This is a genomic window from Micrococcus sp. iso_26 (assembly GCF_056172975.1).
Genome location: NZ_CM149652.1, coordinates 997,904 through 1,024,644 on the forward strand (window position 1 = coordinate 997,904; position 26,741 = coordinate 1,024,644).

The following is a 26,741-nucleotide window of genomic DNA, read 5'->3' on the forward strand; positions in this document are numbered from 1 at the left end:
GACAGACCAAGGAGACACGATGACCCTCACCCATGCCCCCGACCCGGGGACCGTGAGCCCCGCCGGGCCCGACGTCCAGGACGCCCTGGAGGCCGAGGCGATCCACATCATCCGCGAGGTGGTGGCCGAGTTCGAGCGCCCCGCCATGCTCTTCTCGGGCGGCAAGGACTCGGTGGTGATGCTCCACCTGGCCGCGAAGGCCTTCTGGCCGGGCAGGATCCCCTTCCCGGTGGTCCACGTGGACACCGGCCACAACTTCCCCGAGGTCCTCGAGTTCCGCGACCGCACGGTGGAGCGGCTCGGCCTGCGGCTCGTGGTGGGCTCCGTGCAGGAGTACATCGACCGCGGCGAGCTGCGTGAGCGCGCCGACGGCACCCGCAACACCCTGCAGACCACCCCCCTGCTGGACACGATCCGGACCAACCGGTTCGACGCCGTCTTCGGGGGAGGCCGCCGTGACGAGGACAAGGCGCGGTCCAAGGAGCGGATCATCAGCCTGCGCGACGCGTTCGGGCAGTGGGACCCGCGCAACCAGCGCCCCGAGCTGTGGAACCTCTACAACGGCCGTCACACCCCCGGCCAGCACGTCCGCGCGTTCCCCATCAGCAACTGGACCGAACTGGACGTGTGGCGGTACATCGCCCGCGAGGGCATCGAGCTGCCCCCCATCTACTACGCGCACGAGCGGGAGGTCTTCCGCCGCGACGGCATGTGGCGCGCCGTGGGGGAGCACTCCCGCCCGACCGAGGGCGAGGAGGTCACCACGCGGACGGTGCGCTACCGCACGGTGGGCGACATGTCCTGCACCGGCGCCGTCCTCTCGGACGCCGCCACCGTCGAGGACGTCGTGCTCGAGGTCGCCGCCTCCACCCTGACCGAACGCGGGGCCACCCGCGCCGACGACCGCATCTCCGAGGCGGCCATGGAAGATCGCAAGAAGGACGGGTACTTCTGATGAGCACCGCACTGCTGGACCGGCACGCCCCCGCCGGGACCCTGTTCCGCCTGGCCACGGCCGGCTCGGTCGACGACGGCAAGTCCACCCTCGTGGGCCGCCTCCTGCACGACTCCAAGGCCGTCCTGGCCGACCAGCTCGAGGCCGTGGCCCGCACCTCCGCCGAGCGCGGCTTCGGCGGCGCCGAGGGCGGGCTGGACCTGGCGCTGCTGACCGACGGCCTGCGCGCCGAGCGGGAGCAGGGGATCACGATCGACGTCGCGTACCGGTACTTCGCCACGGACCGGCGCACCTTCGTGCTGGCCGACTGCCCCGGGCACGTGCAGTACACCCGCAACACCGTCACGGGCGCCTCGACGGCCGACGCCGTCGTGCTGCTCGTGGACGCCCGCAAGGGCGTGGTGGAGCAGACCCGACGCCACCTCAGCGTGGTGGCCCTGCTGCGGGTGCCGCACGTGATCGTCGCCGTCAACAAGATCGATCTCGTGGACTACTCCGAGGAGGTCTTCACCGCGATCGCCGAGGACGTCCGGCGCGTGGCCCGGGAGCTCGGCCTCTCCGACGCGGTGAGCGTCCCGGTGTCCGCCCTCCAGGGCGACAACGTGGTCACCCGCTCCGAGCGGACGGACTGGTACACCGGCCCCACGCTCATGGAGCTGCTCGAGTCCCTGCCCGGGGCGGACGCCGAGGACGACGCCGCCGCCTCCTTCCGCTTCCCGGTGCAGCTCGTGGTGCGCCCCCAGGGCGCCCTGGCCCCCGGCCTCGACCCCGAGGTGTTCCGCGACTACCGCGGCTACGCCGGGCAGGTCGTGGCGGGCACCGTCCGGCCCGGGGACGCCGTCGCCGTCCTCAGCCCGGGGCAGCCGGCGCGCACCACGACCGTGGTGGGCGTGGACGCCGCCGGGGAATCCCTTGAGGAGGCCTCCTCCCCACAGTCGGTGGTCCTGCGCCTGGCCGACGAGGTGGACGTGGCCCGCGGGGACACGATCGCCGCCGCGGACACCGCCCCGCGCCCCACCACGGAGGTGGCCGCCGCGCTGTGTTGGCTCTCCGCCGCACCGCTGCGCGTCGGGCAGCAGGTCCTCGTCAAGCACGGCACCGCCGTCGTCCGGGCGCTCGTCCAGGAGGTGGCCGGTCGGCTCGACCTCGACACCCTGCGGCTCGACCCGGCCGAGACCCTCGGGCTCAACGACATCGGACAGGTGCGCCTGCACCTGGCCGCGCCGCTGCCCGTGGAGCCCTACGCCGTGCATCGGCGCACCGGGGCGTTCCTCGTGATCGACCCCCAGGACGGGGCCACGCTCGCCGCCGGCATGGTGCGCGGCGGCGACGAGGCCTGATCCGGATGACGACGGGGCGACGGGAGCGGTCATGACAGTGGTGATGGAGGACGTGGGCAAGAGCTTCGGCGGGCCCACGCCCGTGCTGGAGGACGTCTCCGTGCGGATCGAGCCGGGCGAGTTCGTCTGCCTGCTCGGCGCGTCCGGATGCGGCAAGTCCACCCTGCTGAACATCATCGCCCGGCTCGAGGCGCCCACCGCGGGCGTCGTCAAGACCCCCCGGGAGGGGGCCGCGTTCATGTTCCAGGACGCCGCCCTCTTCCCGTGGCTCACCGCCCGCGGCAACATCGAGCTCGCCCTCCGCTTCGCCGGTGTGGCCGCGGGGGAGCGTCGGGAGCGTGCCGGGGAGCTGCTGCGCCTCGTCCACCTGGACGACGCCGCCGACCTGCGACCCCACCAGCTCTCCGGCGGCATGCGCCAGCGCGTCGCCCTGGCCCGGGCCCTCGCCCAGGACCGCCCCCTGCTGCTCATGGACGAGCCGTTCGCGGCCTTGGACGCGATCACCCGCGACCTGCTGCATGGGGAGCTCGAGCGCGTGTGGCGGCAGACCGGCCGGACGGTCGTGTTCGTCACCCACAACGTGGCCGAGGCCGTCCGCCTCGGCCAGCGGGTGCTGCTGCTGTCCTCACGTCCGGGTCGCGTCGTCGCCGAATGGGACGTGCCCGCAGCCGCCCGCCACGACGCGCCCGCCGCGGCCGCCCTCACGGCCGCCATCACCGCCCGACTCGGTCAGGAGATCCGTCGCCATGCGCACTGACACCCCCACCCTCGACGCCCCCGGCCGCGCGCCGGGGGCCGCCACCGACGACGAGCTGCGCGAGCTCGACAGCGGCCTCGACGCGCTCCAGGCCGTCGACTCGACCCGTCGGACGGGTCTGGCCGGGTGGGACTGGAGCCGGGTCCTGCTCCCGGTGGCCGCCGTCGTCCTGCTCGTGGCGATCTGGCAGGCCTTCGCGTGGCTGGCCGGTGCGCGCGGCGAGCCGATCACCGGTCCCGGCGACGTCCTCGGGGCCTTCGGGACGCTGTGGGCCCAGGGTCTCGTCCAGCAGGCAGTGGCGACGTCGGTGGGCCGCGCCGTCGTCGGCTTCGCACTCGCCGTGGTCGTCGGCGTCGGGCTGGGCCTGCTGCTCGGACAGGTCAGCGTCCTGCGGCGGGCGTTCGGCCCGCTGCTCACGGCCCTGATGGTGCTGCCCAACGTGGCCTGGGTGCCGCTCGCGGTGCTGTGGTTCGGCCTCAGCGACGCCACCGCGTACTTCGTGATGCTCACCGGCGCCGTCCCCGCCGTGGTCGCCGGCCTCACCACCGGCACGGACCAGGTGCCGCCGCAGCTGCGTCGCGCGGCCCGGGTGCTGGGCGCCTCGCGTCTCGAGACCGCCCTGCTGGTGGTCCTCCCGGCCGCCCTGCCCGCCTTCGTCTCCGGCCTGCGCCAGGGCTGGGCCTTCGCGTGGCGAGGCCTCATGGCCGCCGAGATCATCGCCGTCGGCGGGCCCATGGGCGTGGGACTCGGGACCCTGCTCCACGAGGGACGGGCCGAGTCCGACCTCGCCGTCGTCCTCTGCGCCGTCCTGGCCATCCTGGCCGTCGGCGTCCTCGTCGAACTGACCGCATTCGGCCCCGCCGAGCGGCGCATGCTGCGCCGCCGGGGGCTGCTGGAAGGGAGCACGCGATGACCGCGTCCGATCTGTACCCCACCTCCCTGCGTCTGCTCGGCCGTCCCGTCCTGATCGTGGGCGGCGGCCGGGTGGCCGGGCGCCGCGTGGGCGCCCTCCTCGACGCCGGCGCGCTCGTCAGCGTGGTGGCCCCGGAGCCGGGGGAGGAGGTGGAGCGGCTCGCGGCGGCCGGCCTGCTCACCCTGCACAGCCGCCCCTACCGCCCGTCCGACCTCGACGGGGTCTGGTTCGCCCAGACCGCCACCGGCGACCGGGCCGTGGACGGGGCCGTGGCCTCCGACGCCGAGGCCCGCCGCGTCTGGTGCGTCGACGCCTCCGACGCCGAGTCCTCCGCCGCCTGGACGCCTGCCGTCGTCCGGGCCGGGGACGTGACCGTGGCCGTCAACGCCGGGGGAGACCCTCGCCGCGCCCGCGCCCTGAAGGACGCGATCGCCCTCGCCCTGTCCACGGGGCGGCTGCCGCTGCGCCGGCGGCGCGCGTCCTCCGAGCCCGGTCGCGTGGCCCTCGTCGGCGGCGGCCCCGGCGACTCCGGGCTCATCACCGTGCGCGGCCGACAGCTGCTCGCGGAGGCCGATGTGGTGGTCGCCGACCGGCTGGGCCCGCGCGCCCTCCTGGCCGAGCTGGACCCGGCGGTGCCCGTGATCGAGGTCGGCAAGGCCCCCGGGAACCACCTGGCCACGCAGGACGAGATCAACGCCGTCCTGGTCCGGGAGGCCCGGGCCGGCCGCCTCGTCGTCCGGCTCAAGGGCGGCGACCCGTACGTGCTCGGCCGCGGCGGCGAGGAGGCGGCGCACTGCCGCGCCCACGGCGTCGACGTCGAGGTGGTCCCCGGTGTCACGAGCGCCGTCTCGGTGCCCGCCGCCGCGGGGATCCCGGTCACGCATCGCGGCGTCGCCACCGGCTTCACGCTGGTGACCGGCCACGAAGAGCTGGCCGAAGTGCCCACCCGGGCCGACCACACGCTCGTCCTGCTGATGGGCGTGCGCCGGCTCGCGGACACCGCGCGCCGACTGACGGAGCGCGGCCTCGACGGCGCGACGCCCGTGGCGATCATCGAGCGCGGCTGGATGCCGGACCAGCGGGTCACCGTGGGCACGGTGGAGACCATCGCCGCGCAGGCGGCCGCCGTCGGTGTGGAGAACCCCGCCGTGATCGTCGTGGGCGACGTCGTGCGCCTGAGCTCTTACGCCACCGGCGCGCCGGCGGCCGGCATCCCTGCCCCGATCTCGACCCTGAACCCGACCTCCGAAGGAGCACGAGCATGACCCCGACCCCCTCGTCCTCGAGGCCTGACCGCCCGTTGCGCATCGCCATCATCGGTGCCGGACCCGCCGGGGTGTACACGGCGGACATCCTGACCAAGGAGGAACGGGACTTCCGTGTCAGCATCGACCTGTTCGACCGGTACCCGGCCCCGTTCGGCCTGATCCGCTACGGGGTGGCCCCGGACCACCCGCGCATCAAGGGCATCGTGACCGCGCTGCACAAGGTCATGGACCGCGGGGACATCCGTTTCCTGGGGAACGTGGACTACGGCACGGACCTGAGCCTGGCGGATCTGCGTCGGCATTACGACGCGATCGTGTTCTCCACCGGTGCCGTGCGGGACGCGGCCCTGGACGTGCCGGGGGTGGAGTTGGCCGGCTCGTTCGGTGGCGCGGATTTCGCGTCCTGGTACGACGGGCACCCGGATGTGTCGCGGCACTGGCCGTTGGAGGCCACGCAGGTGGCGGTGATCGGCAACGGGAACGTGGCCCTGGATGTGGCCCGGATCCTGTCCAAGCATGCCGAGGACCTGTTGCCCACCGAGATCCCGGACAACGTGTACCGGGACCTGGCCGCCTCCCCGGTCACGGACGTGCACGTGTTCGGCCGGCGCGGGCCGGCGCAGGTGAAGTTCACCCCGTTGGAGCTGCGGGAGCTGGCGCATTCCCGGGATGTGGACATCGTGCTGTACGAGGAGGACTTCGACTTCGATGAGGCCTCGGAGAAGGCGATCGAGGAGAACAACCAGGTCCGCACGATGGTGGGGACGTTGACGAACTGGCTCATGGAGCAGGAGGACCGTCAGCAGAGCGCCTCGCGTCGGCTGCACCTGCATTTCCTGCAGGCCCCGGAGGAGTTCCTGGACGAGGACGGGGACGGCCGGGTGGACGGTCTGCGGATGCGCCGGATGGAGCTGGACGGCTCCGGTGGGGTCCGTCCGACGGGGGAGACCGTGGACTACCCGGTGCAGGCGGTGTACCGGGCGGTGGGCTATTTCGGGTCCCCGGTGGAGGGGGTGGAGTTCGATGAGGTGCGCGGGGTGATCCCGAACGCGGAGGGTCGTGTGCTGGACGCGGACGGTGCCCCGGTGCCGGGTCTGTATGCCTCGGGGTGGATCAAGCGGGGCCCGGTGGGGTTGATCGGGCACACCAAGGGTGACTCTCTGGAGACGATCAAGCATCTGATCGAGGACGAGCCGGGGTTGTGGAGGGCTCAGGAGCCCTCGGAGGAGTCGGTGATCGAGCTGCTCGAGTCCCGCGGCGTCCCGTACACGACGTGGGCCGGTTGGCATGCTCTGGATGACCACGAGAAGTCCCTGGGTGCGCAGGCCACGCAGGCCGGGCCGGTGGCGCGGGAGCGGGTGAAGGTCGTGGACCGGGAGGAGATGACCCGCATCTCCCGGGAGAGCGTCCTCCTCGGCGCCGGAGGCTGAGTCCTCCCGTCGGGCGGATTCGCGGCCGCGGCGCGGCCCACCCCTCGCCCGCGCCGCGGCCCGCTCCCTACCGTGGTGCCCATGACCACCTTCGCCGCAGCCGAACGCGCCCGTCTCGCTGACCTCCTGCTCGAGAAGGGCCCCCACGCGCCCACCCTGTGCGGCGGCTGGAGCACCCGCGACCTCGCCGCCCACCTCTGGCTGCGGGAGAGCCGGCCCGACGCCTTCGCCGCCCTGTTCATCCCGCCGCTGTCCCGCCACCTCGACCGCCTGACCGCGGACACCAAGCGCCGCGACTACGCCGAGGTCGTGCGGGAGTGGGCCGCGGGCCCGTCGGCGCTGAACCCCATGCGGGCGGCGGACAGGCACGTGAACGCGGCCGAGCACTTCATCCACCTCGAGGACGTCCGGCGCGGCGAGTCCGCGACCGGCGGCTCGCTGCCCGCCCCGCGCCCGTTCTCCCCGGACGAGGAGGACGCCCTCTACCGCTCGCTGCGTCGCATGGCCCCGCTGTTCCTGCGCACGTCCACGGCGCCGGTGGTCCTCCAGGGCCCGGGTCGCGCCCCGGTCACCGTCACCCGTGGGGCCGTGGCGCTGCGGGCGCCCGTCACGGTGACCGGCGAGGTCGGGGAGCTCCTCCTCTGGGCCTCGGGCCGGGACGCCGTGCACGTGGAGATCGACGGCGACGCGTCGGCGGCCGTGCGCACCGCCCTCTGACGCGCTCCGGCCCCGCGGCCACGGGCCGGCGCAGCGTCCACTACACTGGCGGGCACAGGCGTCGACCCGGCCATCACCGGCGAGCCTCCGGAAGAACGGGCCGCACGGCCCCAGTAGAACCGGACGGGTAAGCCCGTCACAGCAGTCATCAAGCGGCCAGCACCCCGGGGACCTCCCGACGCCGGCAAGCAAGGTGGTACCGCGTCCGCGGCCGGCCGGAGGGTCGGGCCCTCGGGCGTCCTTGCACGGAACCGACGCCCCGGACGCAAAGGACCCCCGTGTACCCCCTCGCCTCCTCCGCCCCTGACGGCCGCACCCCCGCCTCCCCGCGCTTCCCGGAGATCGAGCGCCGCATCCTGGCGTACTGGGACGAGGACGGCACCTTCCAGGCCTCGATCGACCAGCGTCCCACCCGGAACGAGGACGGCTCGCAGAACGAGTTCGTCTTCTACGACGGCCCGCCCTTCGCCAACGGCCTGCCGCACTACGGCCACCTGCTCACCGGGTACGTCAAGGACCTCGTGGCCCGCTACCAGACGCAGCAGGGCCGCCGCGTGGAGCGCCGCTTCGGCTGGGACACCCACGGCCTGCCCGCCGAGCTCGAGGCGATGAAGCAGCTGGGCATGACGGACAAGTCCGAGATCGAGGCCATGGGCATCGACACGTTCAACGACGCCTGCCGCTCCTCGGTCCTGAAGTACACGGACCAGTGGCAGGACTACGTGACCCGCCAGGCCCGCTGGGTCGACTTCGAGAACGACTACAAGACCCTCACCCCGGACTTCATGGAGTCCGTGATCTGGGCCTTCTCCGAGCTGCACCGCAAGGGCCTGACCTACCGCGGCTTCCGCGTCCTGCCCTACTGCTGGAACGACGAGACCCCGCTGTCCAACCACGAGCTGCGCATGGACGACGACGTCTACAAGATGCGCCAGGACCCCTCGGTCACCGTCACGTTCCCGATCACCGGCCTCCCGGCGGACCCCGCCCTCGTGCCCGACGGCGGCGCCGACGCGGCGCTCGCCGCGCACCTGGCCGGCGTCCACGTCCTGGCCTGGACCACCACGCCCTGGACGCTGCCGACCAACGCGGCCGTCGCCGTCGGCCCCCAGATCCAGTACGCCGTGGTGCCGGCCGGCCCCGAGGGCGCGACCGCGGACGGGGACCGCTTCCTCCTGGCCGTGGACCTGGTGGGCGCCCACGCCAGGGAGCTCGGCTACGCCGATGCCGACGCCGCCCGCGCCGCGGTCACCGAGACGATCCCCGGCGCCCGCCTCGGCGGCCTGGCCTATGCGCCGCTGTTCACGGACGTGTTCGACGCCCACCGCGGGGAGACCTTCACCGTCAACGGCCGTGACCTCGGCGTCGAGGGCGCCCACCGCATCCTCGTGGACGACTACGTCTCCACCGAGGACGGCACCGGCGTGGTCCACCAGGCGCCGGCCTACGGTGAGGACGATCAGCGCGTGTGCGAGGCCAACGGCATCCCCGTGCTGCTCTCCGTGGACTCCGGTGCCCGGTTCCTGCCGCTGTTCGCCCGCGAGGACGTCGGGCGCGGCGACCTGCGCGAGATCGCCGGCGTGCAGGTCTTCGAGGCCAACCGCACGATCATCCGCGCCCTGCGCGCCCTGGGCCGCGTGGCCCGCGAAGCCTCCTACGAGCACTCCTACCCGCACTGCTGGCGGTGCCGCACGCCCCTGATCTACCGCGCGGTGACGTCCTGGTACGTCAAGGTCACCCAGATCAAGGAGCGCATGCTCGAGCTGAACGAGGAGATCACCTGGATCCCAGGCAACGTGAAGCACGGGCAGTTCGGCACGTGGGTCGCCAACGCGCGCGACTGGTCCATCTCCCGCAACCGGTACTGGGGCTCGCCCATCCCGGTGTGGGAGTCCGACCACCCCGACTTCCCCCGCCAGGAGGTCTACGGCTCGCTCGCGGAGATCGAGGAGGCCTTCGGCCGCCTGCCGCGCAACGCCGAGGGCGAGGTGGACCTGCACCGCCCGTGGGTGGACGACCTCACCCGCCCCCATCCGGACCCCGAGGCCGCCGCGGCCGGTGCGGTCATGCGCCGGGTCGAGGACGTGCTGGACGTCTGGTTCGACTCCGGCTCCATGCCGTACGCCCAGGTGCACTACCCGTTCGAGCGCGCGGACTGGTTCCCCACGCACAACCCGGCGGACTTCATCGTGGAGTACATCGGCCAGACGCGCGGCTGGTTCTACACCATGCACATCCTGGCGACCGCCCTGTTCGACCGGCCGGCGTTCTCCCACGTGATCTCGCACGGCATCGTGCTCGGCTCGGACGGGCAGAAGATGTCCAAGTCGCTGCGCAACTACCCGGACGTCACGGAGGTCCTGGACCGCGACGGCGCGGACGCCATGCGCTGGTTCCTCATGGCCAGCCCCATCCTGCGCGGCGGCAACCTGATCGTCACGGAGGAGGGCATCCGTGAGGGCGTCCGCCAGGTGCTGCTGCCGGCGTGGAACGCGTACCACTTCTTCACCCTGTACGCGAACACCGCGCACGACGGCGGCGCCCGCCCCGAGGGGTACCGCGCGCAGGAGCGGCACACCGCCGAGGATCCCCTGGACCAGTACATCCTGGCCGCCACGGGCCGCATGCTGCGGCAGGTCAAGACCGGCCTGGACGCCTACGAGGTCTCGGACGCCACGGACGCGCTGCGCGGCTTCATGGACACGCTGACCAACTGGTACATCCGCCGGTCCCGTGAGCGGTTCTTCGACGAGGACACCGTCGCCTTCGACGTCCTCTACACCGTCCTGGAGGCCTTCGCCCGGGCCGCCGCACCGCTGATGCCGCTGATCGCCGAGGAGATCTGGCGCGGTCTCACGGGCGGCCGCTCGGTCCACCTGACCGACTACCCGGACGCCGACCTGTTCCCGCACGGGCCCGAGGCGGACTCCCTCGTGGCCCGCATGGACGCGGTGCGCCGCATCAGCTCGGCCGGCTCGGCCCTGCGCAAGGGGGCCGGGCGCCGGGTGCGCCTGCCCCTGCCCCGCCTGTCCGTCGTCGTCCCGGACGCGGCGGGCCTCGAGGGCACCTACGCCCGCATCGTGGCGGACGAGCTGAACCTCAAGGACGTCGAGCTCACCGAGCTCTCGGAGGAGGCGATCGCCCGCTACGGCATCGGCACGGAGCTGAAGCTGAACTTCCGCGAGCTCGGCAAGGCGTTCGGCCGGCAGGTGCCGCTCGTGAAGCAGGCGGTCGACGCCGGCGCGTACGAGGAGACGGCCGAGGGCCTGGCGGTCACGCTCGCCGACGGCGAGACCGTGACCCTGGCCCCCGCGCTCTACGAGCTGCGCACCGTCTCCACCGGTGCCCCCGAGGGGACCGCGGTGGGCGTGCTGCCCGGCACCGCCGGCTTCCTCGTGCTGGATACCGAGGTCTCCGCGGAGCTGGCCGCCGAGGGCACCGCCCGGGACGTGGTCCGCGCCGTCCAGGCGGCCCGCAAGGACGCCGGCCTGGACGTCTCCGACCGCGTGCGCACGCGGATCGAGGGTCCCACCGCCGTCGTGGCGGCGCTCGAGGCCCACCGCGGTCTCGTGGCGGAGGAGACCCTCACGGTGGACCTGGAGCTCGTGGACTCCGGCGCGGCCGACCCGCGCGAGGACCCGGCCGACGACGCCATGAAGACCGTGGCCGTCACCGTCGCGAAGGCGGACGCGTGATGCGCGGGGACGTCCCGGGCACGGTCGAGGAGGTCTACCGGGACCTGCTCGCCCGCGCCCCGGAGAACACGATGCAGCCGCGGCTCGAGCCGATGCGGCGCGTGCTCGCGCTGCTCGGCGACCCGCAGCACGCGGCCCCCGTGATCCACCTGACCGGCACCAACGGCAAGACGTCCACGGCGCGGATGGTCGAGGCCGTCCTGCGCGCGTACGGGCTGCGCACCGGGCGCTACACCTCGCCGCACCTGCAGCGCGTCACGGAGCGGATCAGCATCGACGGCGCCCCCGTCGCCGACGAGACCTTCGTGCGCGTGTGGGGGGAGATCCTCCCGATCGTGCAGACCGTGGACGCGGAGCTCGAGGCCGCGGGCGAGGTCCCGCTGACGTACTTCGAGGCGCTCACCACGCTGGGCTTCGCGGTGTTCGCGGACGAGCCCGTCGAGGTCATCGTCCTCGAGGTGGGCCTCGGGGGCGTGACGGACGCGACCAACGTCGCGGACGCCGTCGTCTCCGTGGTCACCCCCATCTCCCTGGACCACACGGACCTGCTGGGGGAGACCGAGGCCGAGATCGCCGAGGAGAAGGCCGGCATCATCAAGCCCGGCGGCGCCCTCGTCTCCGCCGCCCAGGAGCGCGACGCCGCCCAGGTGCTGCTCGAGGCGGCTCGGGCGGCCGACGTGCCGTTCCGCTTCGAGGGCGTCGAGTTCGGCGTGCTCGAGCGCTCCCTGGCCGTGGGTGGCCAGCAGGTGTCCGTGCGTGGCCTCGCGGCCGAGTACCGGGACCTGTTCCTGCCGCTGCTCGGGGAGCACCAGGCGCAGAACCTCGCGGTCGCCGTGGCGGCCCTGGAGATGTTCCTGGGCGGCGGCGACCGGCCGCTGGACGAGGAGCTGCTGCGCGAGGGGCTGTCCCAGGTCACCTCGCCCGGCCGGCTCGAGGTGCTGCGCACCGCCCCCACGCTCATCGTGGACGCCGCCCACAACCCGGACGGCGTGCGGGCCACGGCCCGCGCGGTGCAGGAGGCGTTCGGCTTCACCCGCCTCTCGCTGGTCGTCGGGATCCTCCAGGAGAAGGACGCGCCGGGCATGCTCGCGGCGCTCTACCGGGCGTTCGGCGACGACGTGGAGGACCTCGCGGTGACGCAGTCCTCCTCGGCCCGCGCCATCCCGGCCGGGGAGCTGGCCCGCATGGCCGTCGACGCCGGCTGGCCCGAGGATGACGTGTACGCCACCGAGTCCGTGCCGGACGCCCTGGAGTGGGCGGTCGGCCGCGCGGAGGCCCTGGAGACGAGCGCGGACGAACTGGCCTCCGGCACCGGCGGCGGCGTGCTCGTGCTCGGCTCGATCACCCTGGCCGCGGAGGTCCGCACCCTCGTGGGCGAGCCCCGCCACGCCGGCCCCGTCACCGTGGCCGCCCGCGGCCTCGACCCCGCCGACCTGCTCGACGCCGTCGGGCTGGCGGACGCCGACGAGGACGACCTGGACCCGGAGATCCTCGAGCTGCTCGAGGACCGCGACGACGCCGGCGCCCGCCGCCGGCCGGAGGAGGACCGATGACCCCCGACCAGCCGGAGACCGGAGGCGCCACGGAGCAGGGGCGCTTCGGCGACGAGTCCTGGCGCCCCGCGCGTGAGACGCGAGCCCAGCGGCAGTGGCGCCCCGGCACTCGTCGGCGCCGCCGCTCCGTGCGCGCCCTGTTCACCTCCACGATCCTCATGCTCGAGGCGGTGCTCATCTTCTTCCTCGGGCTCATGCTGTTCGGCATGCACCGGGACGAGCCGGGCGCCTGGTGGTTCGTGGCGGGCTACTCCGCGCTGGCCGTCGTCGCGGTGCTGACCTGCGCCCTGGTGCGCAAGCCCGTCGGCATCGCGATCGGCTGGGCGATCCAGGCCGTCCTGCTGGCCTCCGGCTTCTGGGAGTACTCGATGTTCGTGGTGGGGGCCCTCTTCGCGCTGACGTGGGCGTACGCCGTGATCAAGGGCGGTGCCATGGACGTCGAGAACGCACACCGGGACCGCCTCGAGGCCGCCTGGGAGGCCGAGCACGGACGCTGAGACCCGGGCCCCACTAGGGTGGGGCGGGAACCGGACCGCGCTCGCGGCCGTCCGACGACGCTAGGAGCACACCCCATGACGCACCACACCGAAGAGACCCTCGTCCTCATCAAGCCGGACGGGGTGGCCCGCAACCTGGTCGGCGAGATCCTCGCGCGCATCGAGCGCAAGGGCTACGTGATCGCCGATCTGAAGATGCTCACGCCCACCCGCGCCATGCTGGAGCGGCACTACGAGGAGCACCAGGGCAAGCCGTTCTTCGAGCCGCTGGTCGCGTTCATGGCCTCCGGCCCCGTGGTGGCCGCGCGCGTCACGGGCGACTCGGTGATCGAGGGCTTCCGCTCGCTGGCCGGCAAGACCGATCCCACCGTGGCCGCCCCGGGCACCATCCGCGGCGACCTGGGCCGGGACTGGGGCGAGGCCGTCCAGAAGAACCTCGTCCACGGTTCGGACTCGACCCTCTCGGCCGAGCGCGAGCTCGCGATCTGGTTCGGCTGAGCCCGGTCCGGGCCCGCACGACGGCGGCCGGTCACCCTGGTGGGGTGACCGGCCGCCGTCGTCGTGTCCGGTGGGGGAGCTTAGGCTCAGTCGATCCCGACGACCCCGAGGCCCAGTTCCAGCAGGATCGAGGCGAACACCAGGACGTAGAGGAGCACGATCACGGGCCAGGCCAGCTCCCGGGCGAGGCGGACGAGACCGGCCGGGGCCGGCAGCGTGCCGGTCTGCAGGTTCCGGGACGTCACAAGCACGAGCTGGGCGATGACCATGGCCCACACGATCATGCAGTAGAGGCAGAGCGTGCCGATGCTGTAGACGGCCGAGTACCAGAGCCACACGCAGAATGCGAAGCCCGCCAGGATCCCCGCGTTCATCAGCAGCCAGTACCAGCGGGCGAAGCGGGCGCCGGCGAGCAGGGACACCGCCACGGTGATGAGCACGGAGAACGCGACCACGCCGATGTACGTGTTCGGGAAGCCGAAGGTGTGGGCCTGCCACGACTGCATCACCTGGCCGCAGGACACCCACGGGTTGAGGTCGCAGGACGTGCGGTGCGTCGGGTCCGCGGTGAGGAGGGCGCGCTCGACGATGATGACGATCGTCGCCGTCAGCGCCACGAGCGAGGTGATCAGCAGCAGCGCCGCCATGCCCGCGGGCCGGGCGTACCAGGTGAGCCGGGCCTCCTCGGCGGGGACGTCGTCGGCAGGGGAGAGGCGGACGTCGTCCGTCGGCGGGGTCGCAGGCATGGACACGATTCTAGGCGCGTGCCCGGGGCGGATGTGAGACAATCGGCCCTGGCCGTCCCGTGGCCACACCGCGGGGCAGCCCGCTGCGCGCCCGACGTCGGGCCGCCGCCGAGGCGCCCCCGCGTCGAGCATCGTGCGGGAGGTGGACGCCGGGCCTCGCCCGTGTGCGTCCGTGCGCCGGCCGGCGGACGGCACGTGACGCCCAGGCCCCGATCTCGAGGGCGCAGCGGTTCCGCGCCGGGCCCTGACGGTCGACGCGGTCCACCCGATGACTTCTCGGAGTCCGCCTCCCGGCGCACCCGTGGCGCACGGCGCCCGGGGCAACGCGGCCGGCGGCGGACGCGGACACGCCGGGCGGCGGCGAGTGTGGCGTCGTCGGTCGGCGGGAGGTGCTGCCATGGCGGCCAACAACGAGGACACGACCCGCGCAGACGAACGCGTGGAGGAGACGGCCGAGCAGGCCGTGACGCAGACCGCGGCGGACACCGCCGACGGGGCGGAGCCGGAGCGGACCGCCGCGTCCGACGACGCCGCGGACCCGGCCGAGGAGCCGAGCGCGCCGACGCTGCAGGTCGACCCGACCGACCCGTTCGCCGTGCCGGCGAACCTGATCGAGGTCCTGCGCACCGAGACCACGTCCCGGCAGCGCTCCGAGGACGAGGACGCCGGAGAGTCCGAGGACCGGGCCGAGGGCGCCGTGGTCTCCCGGCGGCGCCGCCGACGCCGCCGCGGCGAGGTGGACATGGAGCTCGACGGCGGCGAGGCCGGCGATCCCGAGCACACCGTCACCCGCGTGCGCGCGCCGCGCCAGGCCGTCGGCACCGCCTCGGACACCGTCCAGAGCGTCAAGGGCTCCACCCGGCTCGAGGCGAAGCGCCAGCGCCGCCGCGACTCCCGCTCGGGCGGGCGTCGCCGCACCGTGATCACCGAGGCCGAGTTCCTGGCCCGCCGCGAGGCCGTGGACCGCAAGATGCTGGTGCGCCAGCGCGACCAGCGCATCCAGATCGCCGTGCTCGAGGACGGCGTGCTGGCCGAGCACTTCGTCTCGCACACCACGCAGGACTCGATGATCGGCAACGTGTACCTGGGCAAGGTCCAGAACGTGCTGCCGTCCATGGAGGCCGCGTTCGTGGACATCGGCCGCGGACGCAACGCCGTGCTCTACGCGGGCGAGGTCAACTGGGACGCCGCCCAGCTGGACGGCAAGCCGAGGAAGATCGAGAACGCGCTCAAGTCCGGCGACACCGTGCTCGTCCAGGTCACCAAGGACCCGGTGGGCCACAAGGGCGCCCGTCTGACCAGCCAGGTCTCCCTGCCCGGCCGCTACCTCGTGTACGTGCCGGGAGGCTCGATGACCGGCATCTCCCGCAAGCTGCCGGACGTGGAGCGCTCGCGTCTGAAGAAGATCCTCAAGGACCACCTGCCGCAGGACGCCGGCGTGATCGTGCGCACCGCGGCCGAGGGCACCTCCGAGCAGGAGCTGCAGAACGACATCAACCGTCTGCGCGCCCAGTGGGAGGGCATCCAGGAGAAGGCGTCCGGCACCAAGGTGCTCGCCCCCGAGCTGCTCTACGCCGAGCCGGACCTGACCATCAAGACGGTCCGCGACGTCTTCAACGAGGACTTCTCCGCCATGCTCGTGCAGGGCGAGGCCACGTGGGACAACATCGAGGCCTACGTGACCTACGTGGCCCCGCACCTGCTGGACCGTCTGCACCACTGGGTGCCGGAGGACCACGACGGCGAGGACCTGTACGCCACCCACCGCGTGGACGAGCAGCTCCACAAGGCGCTCGAGCGCAAGGTGTACCTGCCCTCCGGCGGCTCGCTCGTGATCGACCGCACCGAGGCCATGACCGTGGTGGACGTGAACACCGGCAAGTTCACGGGCTCCGGCGGCAACCTCGAGGAGACCGTCACCAAGAACAACCTCGAGGCCGCCGAGGAGATCGTCCGGCAGCTGCGCCTGCGGGACATCGGCGGCATCATCGTCATCGACTTCATCGACATGGTGCTCGAGGCCAACCGCGACCTCGTGCTGCGCCGTCTCGTGGAGTGCCTGGGCCGGGACCGCACGAAGCACCAGGTCGCCGAGGTGACCTCGCTCGGCCTGGTCCAGATGACGCGCAAGCGCATGGGCACCGGGCTCGTGGAGGTGTTCTCGGAGACCTGCGAGCACTGCGCCGGCCGCGGCATCATCATCAAGGACACCCCCGTCGAGCGGGGCCGCTCCGGCGGTGAGCAGCGCGGCGAAGCGGAGGGCCGCCGTCGTCGCCGGCGCCGGGGCAACGGCGAGGGCGAGCACGCCCACGCCGCCGCGGCCACGACGACGGGCGCCGAGCACGTCGACTCCGAGGACGAGCGGCAGCGCCGTGAGCGGGCCGAGGCCGCCCGGGTCGCCCTGCACTCGATCGCGAAGGCCTCCGGCAAGGTGGCCGAGGACGAGACCCCCGCCCAGGAGTCCGCCCCCGCCGAGCAGGAGTCCGCCCCCGCCGAGGACTCCGCGGCCGAGGCCGTCGAGGCCGCGTCGGCCGGGCCCGCGGAGGCCGGGCAGCCGGCCGGGACGGACGAGGAGGAGACGCCGCGTCGCCGGCGTCGTCGGGGCCGCCGCCGTGGCCGGGGCCGCACCGAGGAGTCGGCGGACACCGGCGCCGAGGCCGCGGGCTCCGAGGATGCCGCGCGGTCGCACGACGACGGCACCGCCGCGTCCGCCGATCAGCCCCGTCAGACCGAGGAGGAGGCCGCCGAGCCGGCCGCCTCCGAGGTCCCCGAGCACCAGGACCCGGTCGCGCAGGCCGAGGAGGCCGTGGCCGCCGTCGCCGAGGCCGAGTCCCCGGAGGACGCGGAGGCGCAGGACGACCGTCCCCGCCGGTCCCGGCGTCGCCGGGGTGGCCGTGGGCGGTCCCGGCGGGACGGCGAGGCGGCCTCGACCGAGACCGACGCCGAGGACCAGGGCGCGGAGCGCGCCACGCCGTCGCGACACGACGCCGCGGACGCCGAGTCCTCGGCGGCCGCGCCCGCGGAGGACGCATCGGAGCCGGTGCCCGCCGAGGATGCCCCGGCGCCCCGGCGCCGCCGGTCCCGCCGGGCCTCGAGCGACGGTGTCGTCCGTACGGCCGCCGGTGCGGACGCGTCCGCCGAGCGGACGGCCGACCGCACGGACGCGGCTCCGGTGGAGGCCACCGAGCCCTCGCCCGAGGAGTCCACGGACGCCACCGAGGTCCACGAGCAGCCCGCCGCCCCGGCCGCCGTCGAGGAGGCCGTGATGGTGGAGCCTGCGGCGACCGACCCGACGGCGGAGCCCGCGGCGGACGCGGAACAGGCGTCCGCCGCGGACGCCCCGGCCGAGGCCCAGGCGGCCCCGGCGCCCGGATCGCCGCGCCGGCGCTCGCGTCGCGCCGTGTCGTCCGACGGCGTCCACGTCCAGGTCCAGGCCGCGCCCGGCGGCGCCCAGGGCGGCCGCTTCACCGCGGCCGTGGCCGAAGCGTCCACCCCCGCCGAGCCGCAGGGTGCCGCCCCGGTGATGCTCGGCGTCGGCGTGAAGGCCGCCGACCTGGCCCGTCGCGGCCGCTGACCGTCGTCGGTGCCGCCGTCCCGGGTCTGCCCCGGGCGGCGGCGACGCGCCGACACGCCTCTGTTTGGTCCGGACGCCCGGCAGCGAGTATGCTGGACCATCGGTGTTCACCGCCCGCACGCTCCCGCATGTCCCGGTGAGGGACCGCCGGACCCGGACGCAGCCGCGGTCGAGGTGCGGGCGAGCAGAACCCGATCTGATCCATTGAAACGTCGAGAGAAGTGAGTCCCAAGTGGTGTACGCGATTGTCCGCGCTGGCGGCCGCCAGGAGAAGGTTTCCGTCGGAGACCTCGTTACCCTTGACCGCGTTCCCGCTGAGACCGGTGGCTCCGTCGAGCTGCCCGCTCTGATGCTGGTGGACGGGGACGAGGTCAAGGCTGGCGCCGATGCCGCCGGTGTGAAGGTGACCGCCGAGGTCGTCTCCCACTCCCGTGGCAAGAAGGTCGTCATCATGAAGTACAAGAACAAGACCGGCTACAAGAAGCGCCAGGGCCACCGCTCTGAGCTGTCCACGGTCAAGATCACCGGGATCGCCTGAGCCGTCACCGGCACCAGCGAAACCGAGCATCCGAGAGGTTAGGCAACAGCAATGGCACATAAGAAGGCCGGCAGTTCCTCGAAGAACGGCCGCGATTCGAACCCGCAGTACCTCGGCGTCAAGCGCTACGGCGGCGAGGACGTTAACGCCGGCGAGATCATCGTCCGCCAGCGTGGCACCAAGTTCCACCCGGGCCGCAACGTCGGCCGCGGCAAGGACGACACCCTCTTCGCGCTGTCCGCGGGCTCCGTGGCCTTCGGCCAGCGCCGCGGCCGCAAGGTCGTGGACATCGTCCCCGCCGCGGAGTGATCTGACACTCGTGCGGTCTGCGTGCGGACCCTCGCCCGGCGAGGACACCCGCACCCCCTGACGCCCCGGCGGGGGCGGGCCCGGCATCCACCGGACCCGCCCCCGCCGTCGGCGTCTCCGGCCCCTGGGCCGTCTGAGTCCGATCCCTCCAGCCCCTAGGAGCACTCCCATGGCAGCCTTCGTGGACCGCGTGGTCCTCCACCTCACCGCCGGCAACGGCGGGCACGGGTGCGTCTCCGTGCATCGCGAGAAGTTCAAGCCCCTGGGTGGCCCCGACGGCGGCGACGGGGGCGACGGCGGCGACATCACCCTCGTGGTGGACTCGCAGACCACCACGCTGCTGGACTACCACCACGCCCCGCACAGGTCCGCCGAGAACGGCCAGCCGGGCATGGGAGACCACCGCGAGGGCAAGAACGGCCAGTCGCTCGTGCTCCCCGTGCCGGACGGCACGGTAGTCAAGGACGAGCAGGGCAACATCGTGGCCGATCTCGTGGGGGAGGGCGCGACCTACGTGGCTGCCGCCGGCGGTCAGGGCGGCCTCGGCAACGCGGCCCTGGCCTCGGTGAAGCGCAAGGCGCCCGGCTTCGCGCTGCTCGGCCTGCCGGGGGAGAGCCGGGACCTGACGCTCGAGATCAAGACCGTGGCGGACGTCGCGCTCGTGGGCTTCCCCTCGGCCGGCAAGTCCTCCCTCATCGCGGCCCTGTCTGCGGCCCGCCCCAAGATCGCGGACTACCCGTTCACCACGCTCGTGCCCAACCTCGGGGTCGTGCAGGCCGGCGACGTGCGCTTCACCGTGGCCGACGTCCCGGGCCTGATCCCCGGCGCCTCGGAGGGCCGCGGCCTCGGCCTGGAGTTCCTGCGCCACGTGGAGCGCTGCGCCGCGCTCGTGCACGTCCTCGACTGCGGCAGCCTCGAGTCCGACCGGGACCCGATCGCCGACTTCGAGGCCATCGAGGCCGAGCTCGAGGCCTACGCGGTGGAGCCCGTCTTCTCCCAGGGCGGGGAGGGCGTCGTGCCGCTGAACGAGCGGCCCCGCCTCATCGCCCTGAACAAGACCGACCTGCCCGACGGCGCCGCGATGGCGGACATGGTCCGCGACGAGCTCGAGGGCCGCGGCCTGCGGGTCTTCGACATCTCCGCGCTGGCCCGCGAGGGCCTGGACGCCCTCAAGTACGCCATGGCCGAGCTCGTGGCCGAGGCCCGTTCCCGGGTGGTCGAGCCCGTGCCGGCCGCGCCCGTCGAGGTGCCGCGCCGGCATCGCCGCCGTGGCGAGCGGGCCGAATTCACGATCCGCCGCGAGGAGCGCAACCTCGAGCCGCTGTTCCGCGTGCGCGGCGAGAAGCCCGAGCGGTGGGTCGCCCAGACGGACTTCCAGAACGACGAGGCGATCGGCTACCTTGCGGACCGGCTCCAGCGGGCCGGCGTCGAGGACGGCCTGTTCAAGGCCGGTGCGAAGCCGGGCGACGCCGTCGTGATCGGCGACGACGTCACGGGCGTCGTCTTCGACTGGGAGCCCACGCTGTCCGCGGGGGCCGAGCTGCTCGCCGGGCCCCGGGGCACCGACCTGCGGCTCGACGAGCGCACCCGCGCGACCCGCGCGGAGAAGCGCGCCGAGCAGGATGCCCGGCGCGCCGCCCGTGCGGCGACCCGGGCCGAGATGGAGGCCGAGCGACGCTCCGGCCTGTGGAACGGCACCGACGATCGAGAGGGATGATCCATGTCCGTGCGGCGCACCGTCGTCACCCGCTATCCGACCCCCGCCACGCGCGGCTCCGAGGACCCGCGGGCCAACCCCGTGACCTCGCGGGAGACGATGCAGGCCGCACGCCGGGTGGTCGTGAAGATCGGCTCGTCCTCGTTGACCACCCCGGACGGCCTGGACGTGGAGGCCATCGACCGCCTCGTGGACGTCCTCGCCGCTGAGCGGCAGAAGGGCACCCAGGTGGTGCTCGTGTCCTCCGGTGCCGTCGCGGCCGGCTTCCCCCACCTCGGGCTGGGCCGACGCCCCAAGGACACCGCCACCCAGCAGGCCTCGGCGGCGGTCGGACAGAGCAAGCTCATGGCGCACTACACCACGAGCTTCGGCCGGCACGACACCGAGGTGGCCCAGGTGCTGCTGACCGCCGAGGAGCTCATGCGGCGCACCCAGTACACGAACGCGCACCGCGCTCTGTCGCGGCTGCTCACGCTCGACGTGATGCCGATCGTGAACGAGAACGACGCCGTGGCCACGCGCGAGATCCGCTTCGGTGACAACGACCGCCTCGCGGCCCTCACCGCCAACCTCTGCAAGGCGGACCTGCTGGTCCTGCTCTCGGACGTGGACGCCCTCTACACGGGCCACCCCTCGAACCCGGACGCACGGCGCATCCCGGAGGTCACCTCGGACGACGATCTGGCCGGCGTCGACGTGCGCGTGCCCGGTTCCGCGGGCGTGGGCACGGGCGGCATGGTGACCAAGGTGGACGCGGCCGGCATCGCGGCCACCACCGGCATCCCGACCCTGCTCACCTCGGCCGCGAACGCGGGCGCCGCGTTCGCGGGGGAGGACGTGGGCACGTGGTTCTCCGCCACCGGCCGCCGCCGGTCCGCGCGCGCGGCGTGGCTCGGCCTCACGGCGGAGGTCCGGGGCCGGCTCGTCATCGACGACGGCGCGGTGGCCGGGGCGATCGACCGCGGCCGCTCCCTGCTGGCCGCGGGCATCACCGGCTGCACGGGCGACTTCACGCCGGGCGACGTCGTCGAGATCGTGGACGCGCACGGCCGGGTGCGGGCGCGCGGCCTCGTGCAGTACTCCTCGTCGCAGCTGCCCGCCATGCTCGGGCGGACGACCGCCGACCTCCGCGAGGACCTGGGCGCGGGCTACGACGGCGTCGTCGTGCACGCCGACGACTGGGTGCGCCTGGCTCCGCCGCAGCGCTGACCGGCACGGGCTCCGGCCGCGGCGACGGACCGGGGCCTCGTGCCTCGTCCGGGGCGCTCGATAGGCTGGGGGCATGCAGACCACCGAGAGCACCGCACCCCAGGATCAGTCCGGCCGCCAGGACGCCGAGGCGCCGACGCCCGAGGTCGAGGAGGCCGTCCGCCAACGGGCCGAGTGGGCGCGTCAGGCCGTGCCCGAGCTGGCCACCGCCGGCCGCGTCCGCAAGGACGCCGTCCTGCGCCACATGGCCGAGGCCCTGCGCGCCAACGCGGCCGCGATCATCACGGCCAACCGCGAGGACCGCAGCCGCGGCCGCGAGGCCGGCACCTCGGCGGCCATGCTGGACCGCCTCAAGCTGGACGAGGCGCGCGTCGAGGCGCTGGCCCTCGCCCTGGAGACCCTGGCCGGCCTGCCGGACCCCGTGGGCACCGTGGTCCGCGGCGGCCCGCTGCCCAACGGCGTGCGGATGAGCCAGGTGCGGGTGCCCCTGGGCGTCGTGGGCGCCGTGTACGAGGCCCGTCCGAACGTCACGGTGGACATCGCCGGCATCGCCCTGAAGTCGGGCAACGGCGTGATCCTGCGCGGCGGCTCGGCCGCGGAGTCCACCAATGCGGTCCTGATCCAGGTGCTGCGGGAGGCGCTCGTGGACCAGGGCTTCGACCCCAACATCATCCAGGGCATCGACGACCTCGGACGTCCTGGCGTCGCCGCCCTGATGGCCGCCCGTGGCGCGGTGGACGTCCTCGTCCCGCGCGGCGGCCGTGAGCTGATCCAGCGCGTGGTCCGTGAGGCCCGGGTGCCCGTGATCGAGACGGGTGAGGGCAACGTGCACCTGTACGTGGACGCCTCCGCACCCAAGCAGATGGCGGTGGACATCGTGCTCAACTCGAAGACCCACCGCACCTCCGTGTGCAATGCGGCCGAGACCCTGCTGCTCCACCGGGACGCGGAGGAGGTGGGCCGAGAAGTGCTGCGCGCCCTCACCCGTGCCGGCGTGCTGCTGCACGTGGACGAGGCCGCGCGGGCCTGGCTGCCCACGCTCGCCGACCGCGGCGACCACGCCCGGGACGCCGTGGACGCCACCGAGGAGGACTGGGGCACCGAGTACCTGGACATGGAGATGGCCGTGCGCGTCGTGGACTCCCTCGACCAGGCGATCGAGCACATCGGCCGGTGGTCCACGGGCCACACCGAGGCCATCGTCACGAACGACCTGGCCGCGGCCGAGCGGTTCATCACCGAGGTGGACGCCGCGGCCGTCATCGTGAACGCGTCCACGCGCTTCACCGACGGCGGCGAGCTCGGCCTCGGCGCCGAAGTGGGCATCTCCACCCAGAAGATGCACGCCCGCGGGCCCATGGGCCTGGAGGAGCTCACGACCACCAAGTGGATCCTGCGCGGCGACGGGCAGATCCGCCGCTGAGCCGGGCTACGATGGACACCAGGACCCCTTCGGCCCGGCCCCGGCCCGGCCGTCTGACCCGCTGCACCGAGGAGCATCCATGCTGAACACCTCCCTGATCCTGGCCGCCGCCGAGGAGGGCCACCACGTCGTCAACGAGCTGCCGATGGACCCCATCTGGTACGGCCTGCTCGTCTTCGCGCTGCTGATGGCCGCCCTGGCCGCCACCATGTCCATGCGCTCCCGCGCGCTGCGCCTGCCCGAGCCCACCACCGCGGTCCAGCACCACGGCACCGGCCGCGGCTCGCACACCTCCGGTCACTGACGTCTCACCGGCCCGCCGCGTCGCCGCCTCCGCCGGGGGCGACGCGGCGGGCCGTCCGTTCGTCTCCTGAGCGCATGACCGTCGCCTCCCGCACACCCGTCCCCGCGCCCACCGCCGGGGGCGCGCACCGTCGTCGCCTCGGCATCATGGGCGGCACCTTCGACCCGATCCACCACGGGCACCTCGTGGCCGCCTCCGAGGTGGCCGCCGAGTTCGAGCTGGACGAGGTCGTCTTCGTCCCCACGGGCCAGCCGTGGCAGAAGTCGGACCGGCAGGTCTCCCCGGCCGAGGACCGCTACCTCATGACCGTGGTGGCCACCGCCTCCAACCCCCGGTTCACCGTCTCCCGCGTGGACATCGACCGCCCCGGCGTGACCTACACCGTGGACACGCTGCGGGACCTGCGCCGCCTGCACCCGGACGCCGAGCTGTTCTTCATCACCGGCGCGGACGCCATGGGCCAGATCCTCACGTGGAAGGACGTGGACGAACTCTGGGACCTGGCGCACTTCGTCGGTGTCACCCGTCCCGGCCACGACCTCTCGGACATGGGCCTGGGCGCCGACGTCTCCCTGATGGAGATCCCCGCCATGGCGATCTCCTCCACGGACTGCCGGGAGCGCGTCCGCCGGGGCCGGCCCGTCTGGTATCTCGTCCCGGACGGCGTCGTCCAATACATCGCCAAGCACCACCTCTACGTCTCGGAAGAGGAGACCTCGTGACCGTTCCCCAGACCACCCTGGACGCCCTCACCACCGCCGCGGCCGCCGCCGCGGACAAGCTCGGCACGCACATCGTCGCGTTCGACGTCGCCGAGCGGCTCGGCCTCACCGACGCCTTCCTGATCGCCTCCGGCGCCTCGGAGCGTCAGGTCAACGCGATCGTCGACGGCGTCGAGGAGGCGCTGCTGAAGGACGAGCAGCTCAAGCCGTTGCGTCGCGAGGGCCGGTCCGACGGCCACTGGGTGCTGCTCGACTACGGACACTTCGTGGTGCACGTCCAGCATCGCGAGGACCGCGAGTTCTACGCGCTGGACCGCCTGTGGAAGGACACCCCGGCGATCGACCTCGGCCTGCCGGAGGAGAGCACCCGACCGGACGCGGCCACCCAGGACGACGGCGCCTCCGCCTCGCACGCCTCCTGAGCGGGCCGGGAGATGCGCCTGATCCTGCTGCGACACGGCGAGACCGACTGGAACGCCCTGGACCGGTACCAGGGGCACACGGACATCGAGCTGAACGCCGAGGGGGAGGGCCAGGCGCGTCGCGCCGCCGGCGGGCCCGTGGGCGACCTGATCGAGGACGCGGAGGAGCTCGTGGCCGTGTGCTCCCCGCTGGCCCGGGCGCGGCGCACGGCCGAGATCGTCCTCCAAGCCCGGGTGGGCGCGGCGTCCGTGGCCGTCGACCCGGAGCTGATGGAGCTGGCCGGGGGAGAGTGGGAGGGCCTGGAGCTCAGTTCCATCGCGGAACGCTGGCCGGACGAGCACCGCCTCTGGCGGCCCGAGCCGGCTCTCGACGCCGGCCCCGTGGGCGGGGAGACCCTGCGCGGGGGCGGCGAGCGGGCCCTGCGTGCGCTGCGCGGACACGTGCCCCCGCACTGGGCAGACACTCCGCGCGACGGTGGTGCCCAGACTCTGCTCGTCGTGGCCCACGGTGCGCTGATCCGCGCGGCCACGGGGCTGCTCCTGCGTCACGAGGGCGAGGCCTTCGCGGCGATGGAACGGATCGGCAACGCTCGCGCCGCCGTGCTGCAGGGCGCGTTCACTGCCGACACCGGGGCCGAGGGCTGGGGCGACTGGACCTTCGAGGGCTACAACATCTGAGGGCGCCTCGGCCCGGACGCCGATTTGGTGCCCGCGCGGGGACCGTGTACGCTGGTCGAGTTGCCAGCGAGGCGAACGGGCCGGAAACGGCGCGTGAACATCGCGGGCGACGCCCACATCTGGGGGTATGGCGCAGTTGGTAGCGCGTCTGCATGGCATGCAGAAGGTCAGGGGTTCGAATCCCCTTACCTCCACCAGTCAGGAGGCCCGGTCCGTACGGACCGGGCCTTCGTCGTCGTCGGACTCCCGTGCGGGGCCGGGAGGCGACCGCCGCCCCGCGACATCACCGCGGTTCTGCACTGCGGTGATGTCGCTCCGCCGCGGTCGGTGCGGGGGACACGCCCGGGAACGCGGCGCGCTCCACCGCCGTGAGTGCGGGTTCCACCGCACGGCCCTCCCGCGCCGAGGCGACGGCGGCCTCGAGCACCGCCATCACGGCGACGGCCTGGTCGGGGGTGGCGGCGTCGCTGCCCGGGCGGCCCAGGATCGCGTTGCGCACGCCCGTGTAGGACCGCTGCTGGGCTCCGGTCGGCGCAGGGACGCGCTCGATGTTCCCCTCCACGTCGTGCAGGAGGATCGGGTCCGGGTCGACGCCCCAGCCCTCGGCGCCGGGGAGCAGACCCGCGCGCAGCTGCGCCTCCTGCTGATCCGGCAGTTCCTTCACCGCGGAGCCGCGCGTCCCGTGGACCGCGAAGCGCGGGCTGCCGCCGGCCACGAGCATCGACGCCTGCAGGACGACGCGCCGGCCCGGGTACTGCAGCACGCAGTGCGCCCAGTCCTCGACCGGGGCGCCCGGACGCAGGACCGCGAGGTTGGCGTCCACGCGATCGGGGACACCGAAGAGCAGGAGCGCCTGGTCGACCAGGTGCGGGCCGAGGTCGAACCAGATGCCGCCCCCGGGCACCGCGGCTTCCCGCCAGCGGTCCCGGACGGTCGGGCGGAAACGGTCGATCCGGGACTCGAGGTGGACGACGTCCCCGAGCCGGCCGGAGCGGACCAGCTCGGCGATGCCCAGGAAGTCGCTGTCGAAGCGGCGGTTCTGGAACACCCGCAGCACCCGCCCCGTCTCGGCCGCGAGGTCGCGCAGCTCCCGCGCCTCGGCGAGACTCAGCGTGAACGGCTTGTCCACCACCACGTGCCTACCCGCCCTCAGGGCCGTGCGCGCGAGCGGCGCGTGTTGGTCGTTCGGGGCGGCGATCACCACGAGGTCCACGTCGTGGCACGCCAGGAGCGCGTCCACGTCAGGCACCACGACGACGTCCGGCAGGTCCGCGTGCACCGCGTCCGGGCGGCTCGAGACGACATGGGTGAGAGCGAGTCCCTCCGTGGCGTGGAGCAGGGGGACGTGGAACGTCTTCCCGGCGAACCCGTAGCCGATCAGCGCGGTGCGGATCGGTGCGTCGGTGGGGGACATGCAGGACCTCCTGGGCTGGCGGCGGGCATGGGAGCGTCCCCTGCACGCTAGGCCGTGGGACC

The 26,741-nt window shown here is 73.6% G+C and carries 22 protein-coding genes, 1 tRNA gene and 1 pseudogene; 22 read left to right on the forward strand and 2 right to left on the reverse strand.

The features are described from left to right. Positions 1-19 precede the first annotated feature (19 nt). The 11 genes from cysD (at position 20) to ndk (ending at position 13,623) form a co-directional block, all read left to right on the forward strand. Complete coding sequence (cysD, locus tag AC0VX0_RS04645) at positions 20-955, forward strand: sulfate adenylyltransferase subunit CysD (RefSeq protein ID WP_070709669.1); 936 nt, start codon at positions 20-22, stop codon at positions 953-955. Then, positions 955-2,295, forward strand: coding sequence for a sulfate adenylyltransferase subunit 1 (locus tag AC0VX0_RS04650; RefSeq protein WP_101965503.1), 1,341 nt, complete (start codon positions 955-957; stop codon positions 2,293-2,295). Before cysD ends, AC0VX0_RS04650 begins: the two co-directional genes overlap by 1 nt. Positions 2,296-2,326: 31 nt before the next feature. Next, the gene (locus AC0VX0_RS04655; RefSeq protein WP_010078844.1) at positions 2,327-3,052 is read left to right on the forward strand and encodes an ABC transporter ATP-binding protein; all 726 of its coding nucleotides are present in this window, start codon (positions 2,327-2,329) and stop codon (positions 3,050-3,052) included. Next, positions 3,042-3,965 carry an ABC transporter permease gene (locus AC0VX0_RS04660; RefSeq protein ID WP_101965502.1) on the forward strand — a complete coding sequence of 308 codons (924 nt, stop codon included), beginning with the start codon at positions 3,042-3,044 and terminating at the stop codon, positions 3,963-3,965. The genes AC0VX0_RS04655 and AC0VX0_RS04660 overlap by 11 nt, the downstream gene beginning before the upstream one ends. Next, positions 3,962-5,230 (forward strand): uroporphyrinogen-III C-methyltransferase, encoded by a 1,269-nt coding sequence (gene cobA / locus AC0VX0_RS04665; protein WP_101965501.1) that lies wholly within the window; start codon positions 3,962-3,964, stop codon positions 5,228-5,230. The genes AC0VX0_RS04660 and cobA overlap by 4 nt, the downstream gene beginning before the upstream one ends. Then, positions 5,227-6,663 (forward strand): FAD-dependent oxidoreductase, encoded by a 1,437-nt coding sequence (locus AC0VX0_RS04670; RefSeq protein WP_136939776.1) that lies wholly within the window; start codon positions 5,227-5,229, stop codon positions 6,661-6,663. The genes cobA and AC0VX0_RS04670 overlap by 4 nt, the downstream gene beginning before the upstream one ends. An 81-nt stretch (positions 6,664-6,744) precedes the next feature. Then, positions 6,745-7,380, forward strand: a complete 636-nt coding sequence (locus AC0VX0_RS04675; RefSeq protein ID WP_101965499.1) for a TIGR03085 family metal-binding protein — start codon at positions 6,745-6,747, stop codon at positions 7,378-7,380. A gap of 278 nt (positions 7,381-7,658) precedes the next feature. After that, positions 7,659-11,075 carry an isoleucine--tRNA ligase gene (gene ileS, locus AC0VX0_RS04680; protein ID WP_136939775.1) on the forward strand — a complete coding sequence of 1,139 codons (3,417 nt, stop codon included), beginning with the start codon at positions 7,659-7,661 and terminating at the stop codon, positions 11,073-11,075. After that, positions 11,075-12,628: a bifunctional folylpolyglutamate synthase/dihydrofolate synthase gene (locus AC0VX0_RS04685; RefSeq protein WP_036384997.1), complete on the forward strand. Its 1,554-nt coding sequence runs from the start codon at positions 11,075-11,077 to the stop codon at positions 12,626-12,628. Before ileS ends, AC0VX0_RS04685 begins: the two co-directional genes overlap by 1 nt. Beyond that, the gene (locus AC0VX0_RS04690; protein ID WP_036316917.1) at positions 12,625-13,125 is read left to right on the forward strand and encodes a DUF4233 domain-containing protein; all 501 of its coding nucleotides are present in this window, start codon (positions 12,625-12,627) and stop codon (positions 13,123-13,125) included. The genes AC0VX0_RS04685 and AC0VX0_RS04690 overlap by 4 nt, the downstream gene beginning before the upstream one ends. Positions 13,126-13,200: 75 nt before the next feature. Then, complete coding sequence (ndk, locus tag AC0VX0_RS04695) at positions 13,201-13,623, forward strand: nucleoside-diphosphate kinase (protein ID WP_012750845.1); 423 nt, start codon at positions 13,201-13,203, stop codon at positions 13,621-13,623. An 86-nt stretch (positions 13,624-13,709) separates the two neighbouring features. Here ndk and AC0VX0_RS04700 read toward each other — a convergent pair whose 3' ends face one another. Further along, positions 13,710-14,369, reverse strand: coding sequence for a vitamin K epoxide reductase family protein (locus AC0VX0_RS04700; protein WP_036316920.1), 660 nt, complete (start codon positions 14,367-14,369; stop codon positions 13,710-13,712). Between the two features lie 397 nt (positions 14,370-14,766). Between AC0VX0_RS04700 and AC0VX0_RS04705 the strand changes: the two genes are divergently transcribed. The 11 genes and pseudogenes from AC0VX0_RS04705 (at position 14,767) to AC0VX0_RS04755 (ending at position 25,462) form a co-directional block, all read left to right on the forward strand. Then, on the forward strand, positions 14,767-17,943 hold the full coding sequence (locus tag AC0VX0_RS04705; protein WP_230297497.1) for an Rne/Rng family ribonuclease: 3,177 nt from the start codon (positions 14,767-14,769) through the stop codon (positions 17,941-17,943). Positions 17,944-18,175: 232 nt separating this feature from the next. Continuing rightward, on the forward strand, positions 18,176-18,481 hold the full coding sequence (gene rplU, locus AC0VX0_RS04710; protein ID WP_002853919.1) for a 50S ribosomal protein L21: 306 nt from the start codon (positions 18,176-18,178) through the stop codon (positions 18,479-18,481). 51 nt (positions 18,482-18,532) lie between these two features. Further along, the gene (rpmA, locus tag AC0VX0_RS04715) at positions 18,533-18,790 is read left to right on the forward strand and encodes a 50S ribosomal protein L27 (RefSeq protein WP_002853915.1); all 258 of its coding nucleotides are present in this window, start codon (positions 18,533-18,535) and stop codon (positions 18,788-18,790) included. A 169-nt stretch (positions 18,791-18,959) separates the two neighbouring features. Next, positions 18,960-20,480 (forward strand): annotated as a pseudogene (gene obgE, locus AC0VX0_RS04720) (GTPase ObgE); the annotation flags it as partial. Positions 20,481-20,510: 30 nt separating this feature from the next. Further along, positions 20,511-21,716 carry a glutamate 5-kinase gene (gene proB / locus AC0VX0_RS04725; protein WP_036316929.1) on the forward strand — a complete coding sequence of 402 codons (1,206 nt, stop codon included), beginning with the start codon at positions 20,511-20,513 and terminating at the stop codon, positions 21,714-21,716. 73 nt (positions 21,717-21,789) lie between these two features. After that, entirely contained in the window at positions 21,790-23,139 is a 1,350-nt protein-coding gene (locus AC0VX0_RS04730) for a glutamate-5-semialdehyde dehydrogenase (RefSeq protein WP_036316932.1), read from the forward strand. Positions 23,140-23,218: 79 nt separating this feature from the next. Continuing rightward, positions 23,219-23,443 carry a hypothetical protein gene (locus AC0VX0_RS04735; RefSeq protein ID WP_036316935.1) on the forward strand — a complete coding sequence of 75 codons (225 nt, stop codon included), beginning with the start codon at positions 23,219-23,221 and terminating at the stop codon, positions 23,441-23,443. A 74-nt stretch (positions 23,444-23,517) separates the two neighbouring features. Next, positions 23,518-24,165 carry a nicotinate-nucleotide adenylyltransferase gene (gene nadD / locus AC0VX0_RS04740; RefSeq protein WP_036316939.1) on the forward strand — a complete coding sequence of 216 codons (648 nt, stop codon included), beginning with the start codon at positions 23,518-23,520 and terminating at the stop codon, positions 24,163-24,165. Further along, positions 24,162-24,587, forward strand: coding sequence for a ribosome silencing factor (gene rsfS / locus AC0VX0_RS04745; protein ID WP_036316941.1), 426 nt, complete (start codon positions 24,162-24,164; stop codon positions 24,585-24,587). The genes nadD and rsfS overlap by 4 nt, the downstream gene beginning before the upstream one ends. A 12-nt stretch (positions 24,588-24,599) precedes the next feature. After that, entirely contained in the window at positions 24,600-25,265 is a 666-nt protein-coding gene (locus tag AC0VX0_RS04750; RefSeq protein ID WP_036316944.1) for a histidine phosphatase family protein, read from the forward strand. A gap of 121 nt (positions 25,266-25,386) precedes the next feature. Further along, positions 25,387-25,462: transfer RNA gene (locus AC0VX0_RS04755), tRNA-Ala, on the forward strand. A gap of 86 nt (positions 25,463-25,548) precedes the next feature. Here the strand turns inward: AC0VX0_RS04755 and AC0VX0_RS04760 are convergent. Next, the gene (locus AC0VX0_RS04760) at positions 25,549-26,679 is read right to left on the reverse strand and encodes an oxidoreductase (protein WP_475432746.1); all 1,131 of its coding nucleotides are present in this window, start codon (positions 26,677-26,679) and stop codon (positions 25,549-25,551) included. Between the last annotated feature and the right edge of the window lie 62 nt (positions 26,680-26,741).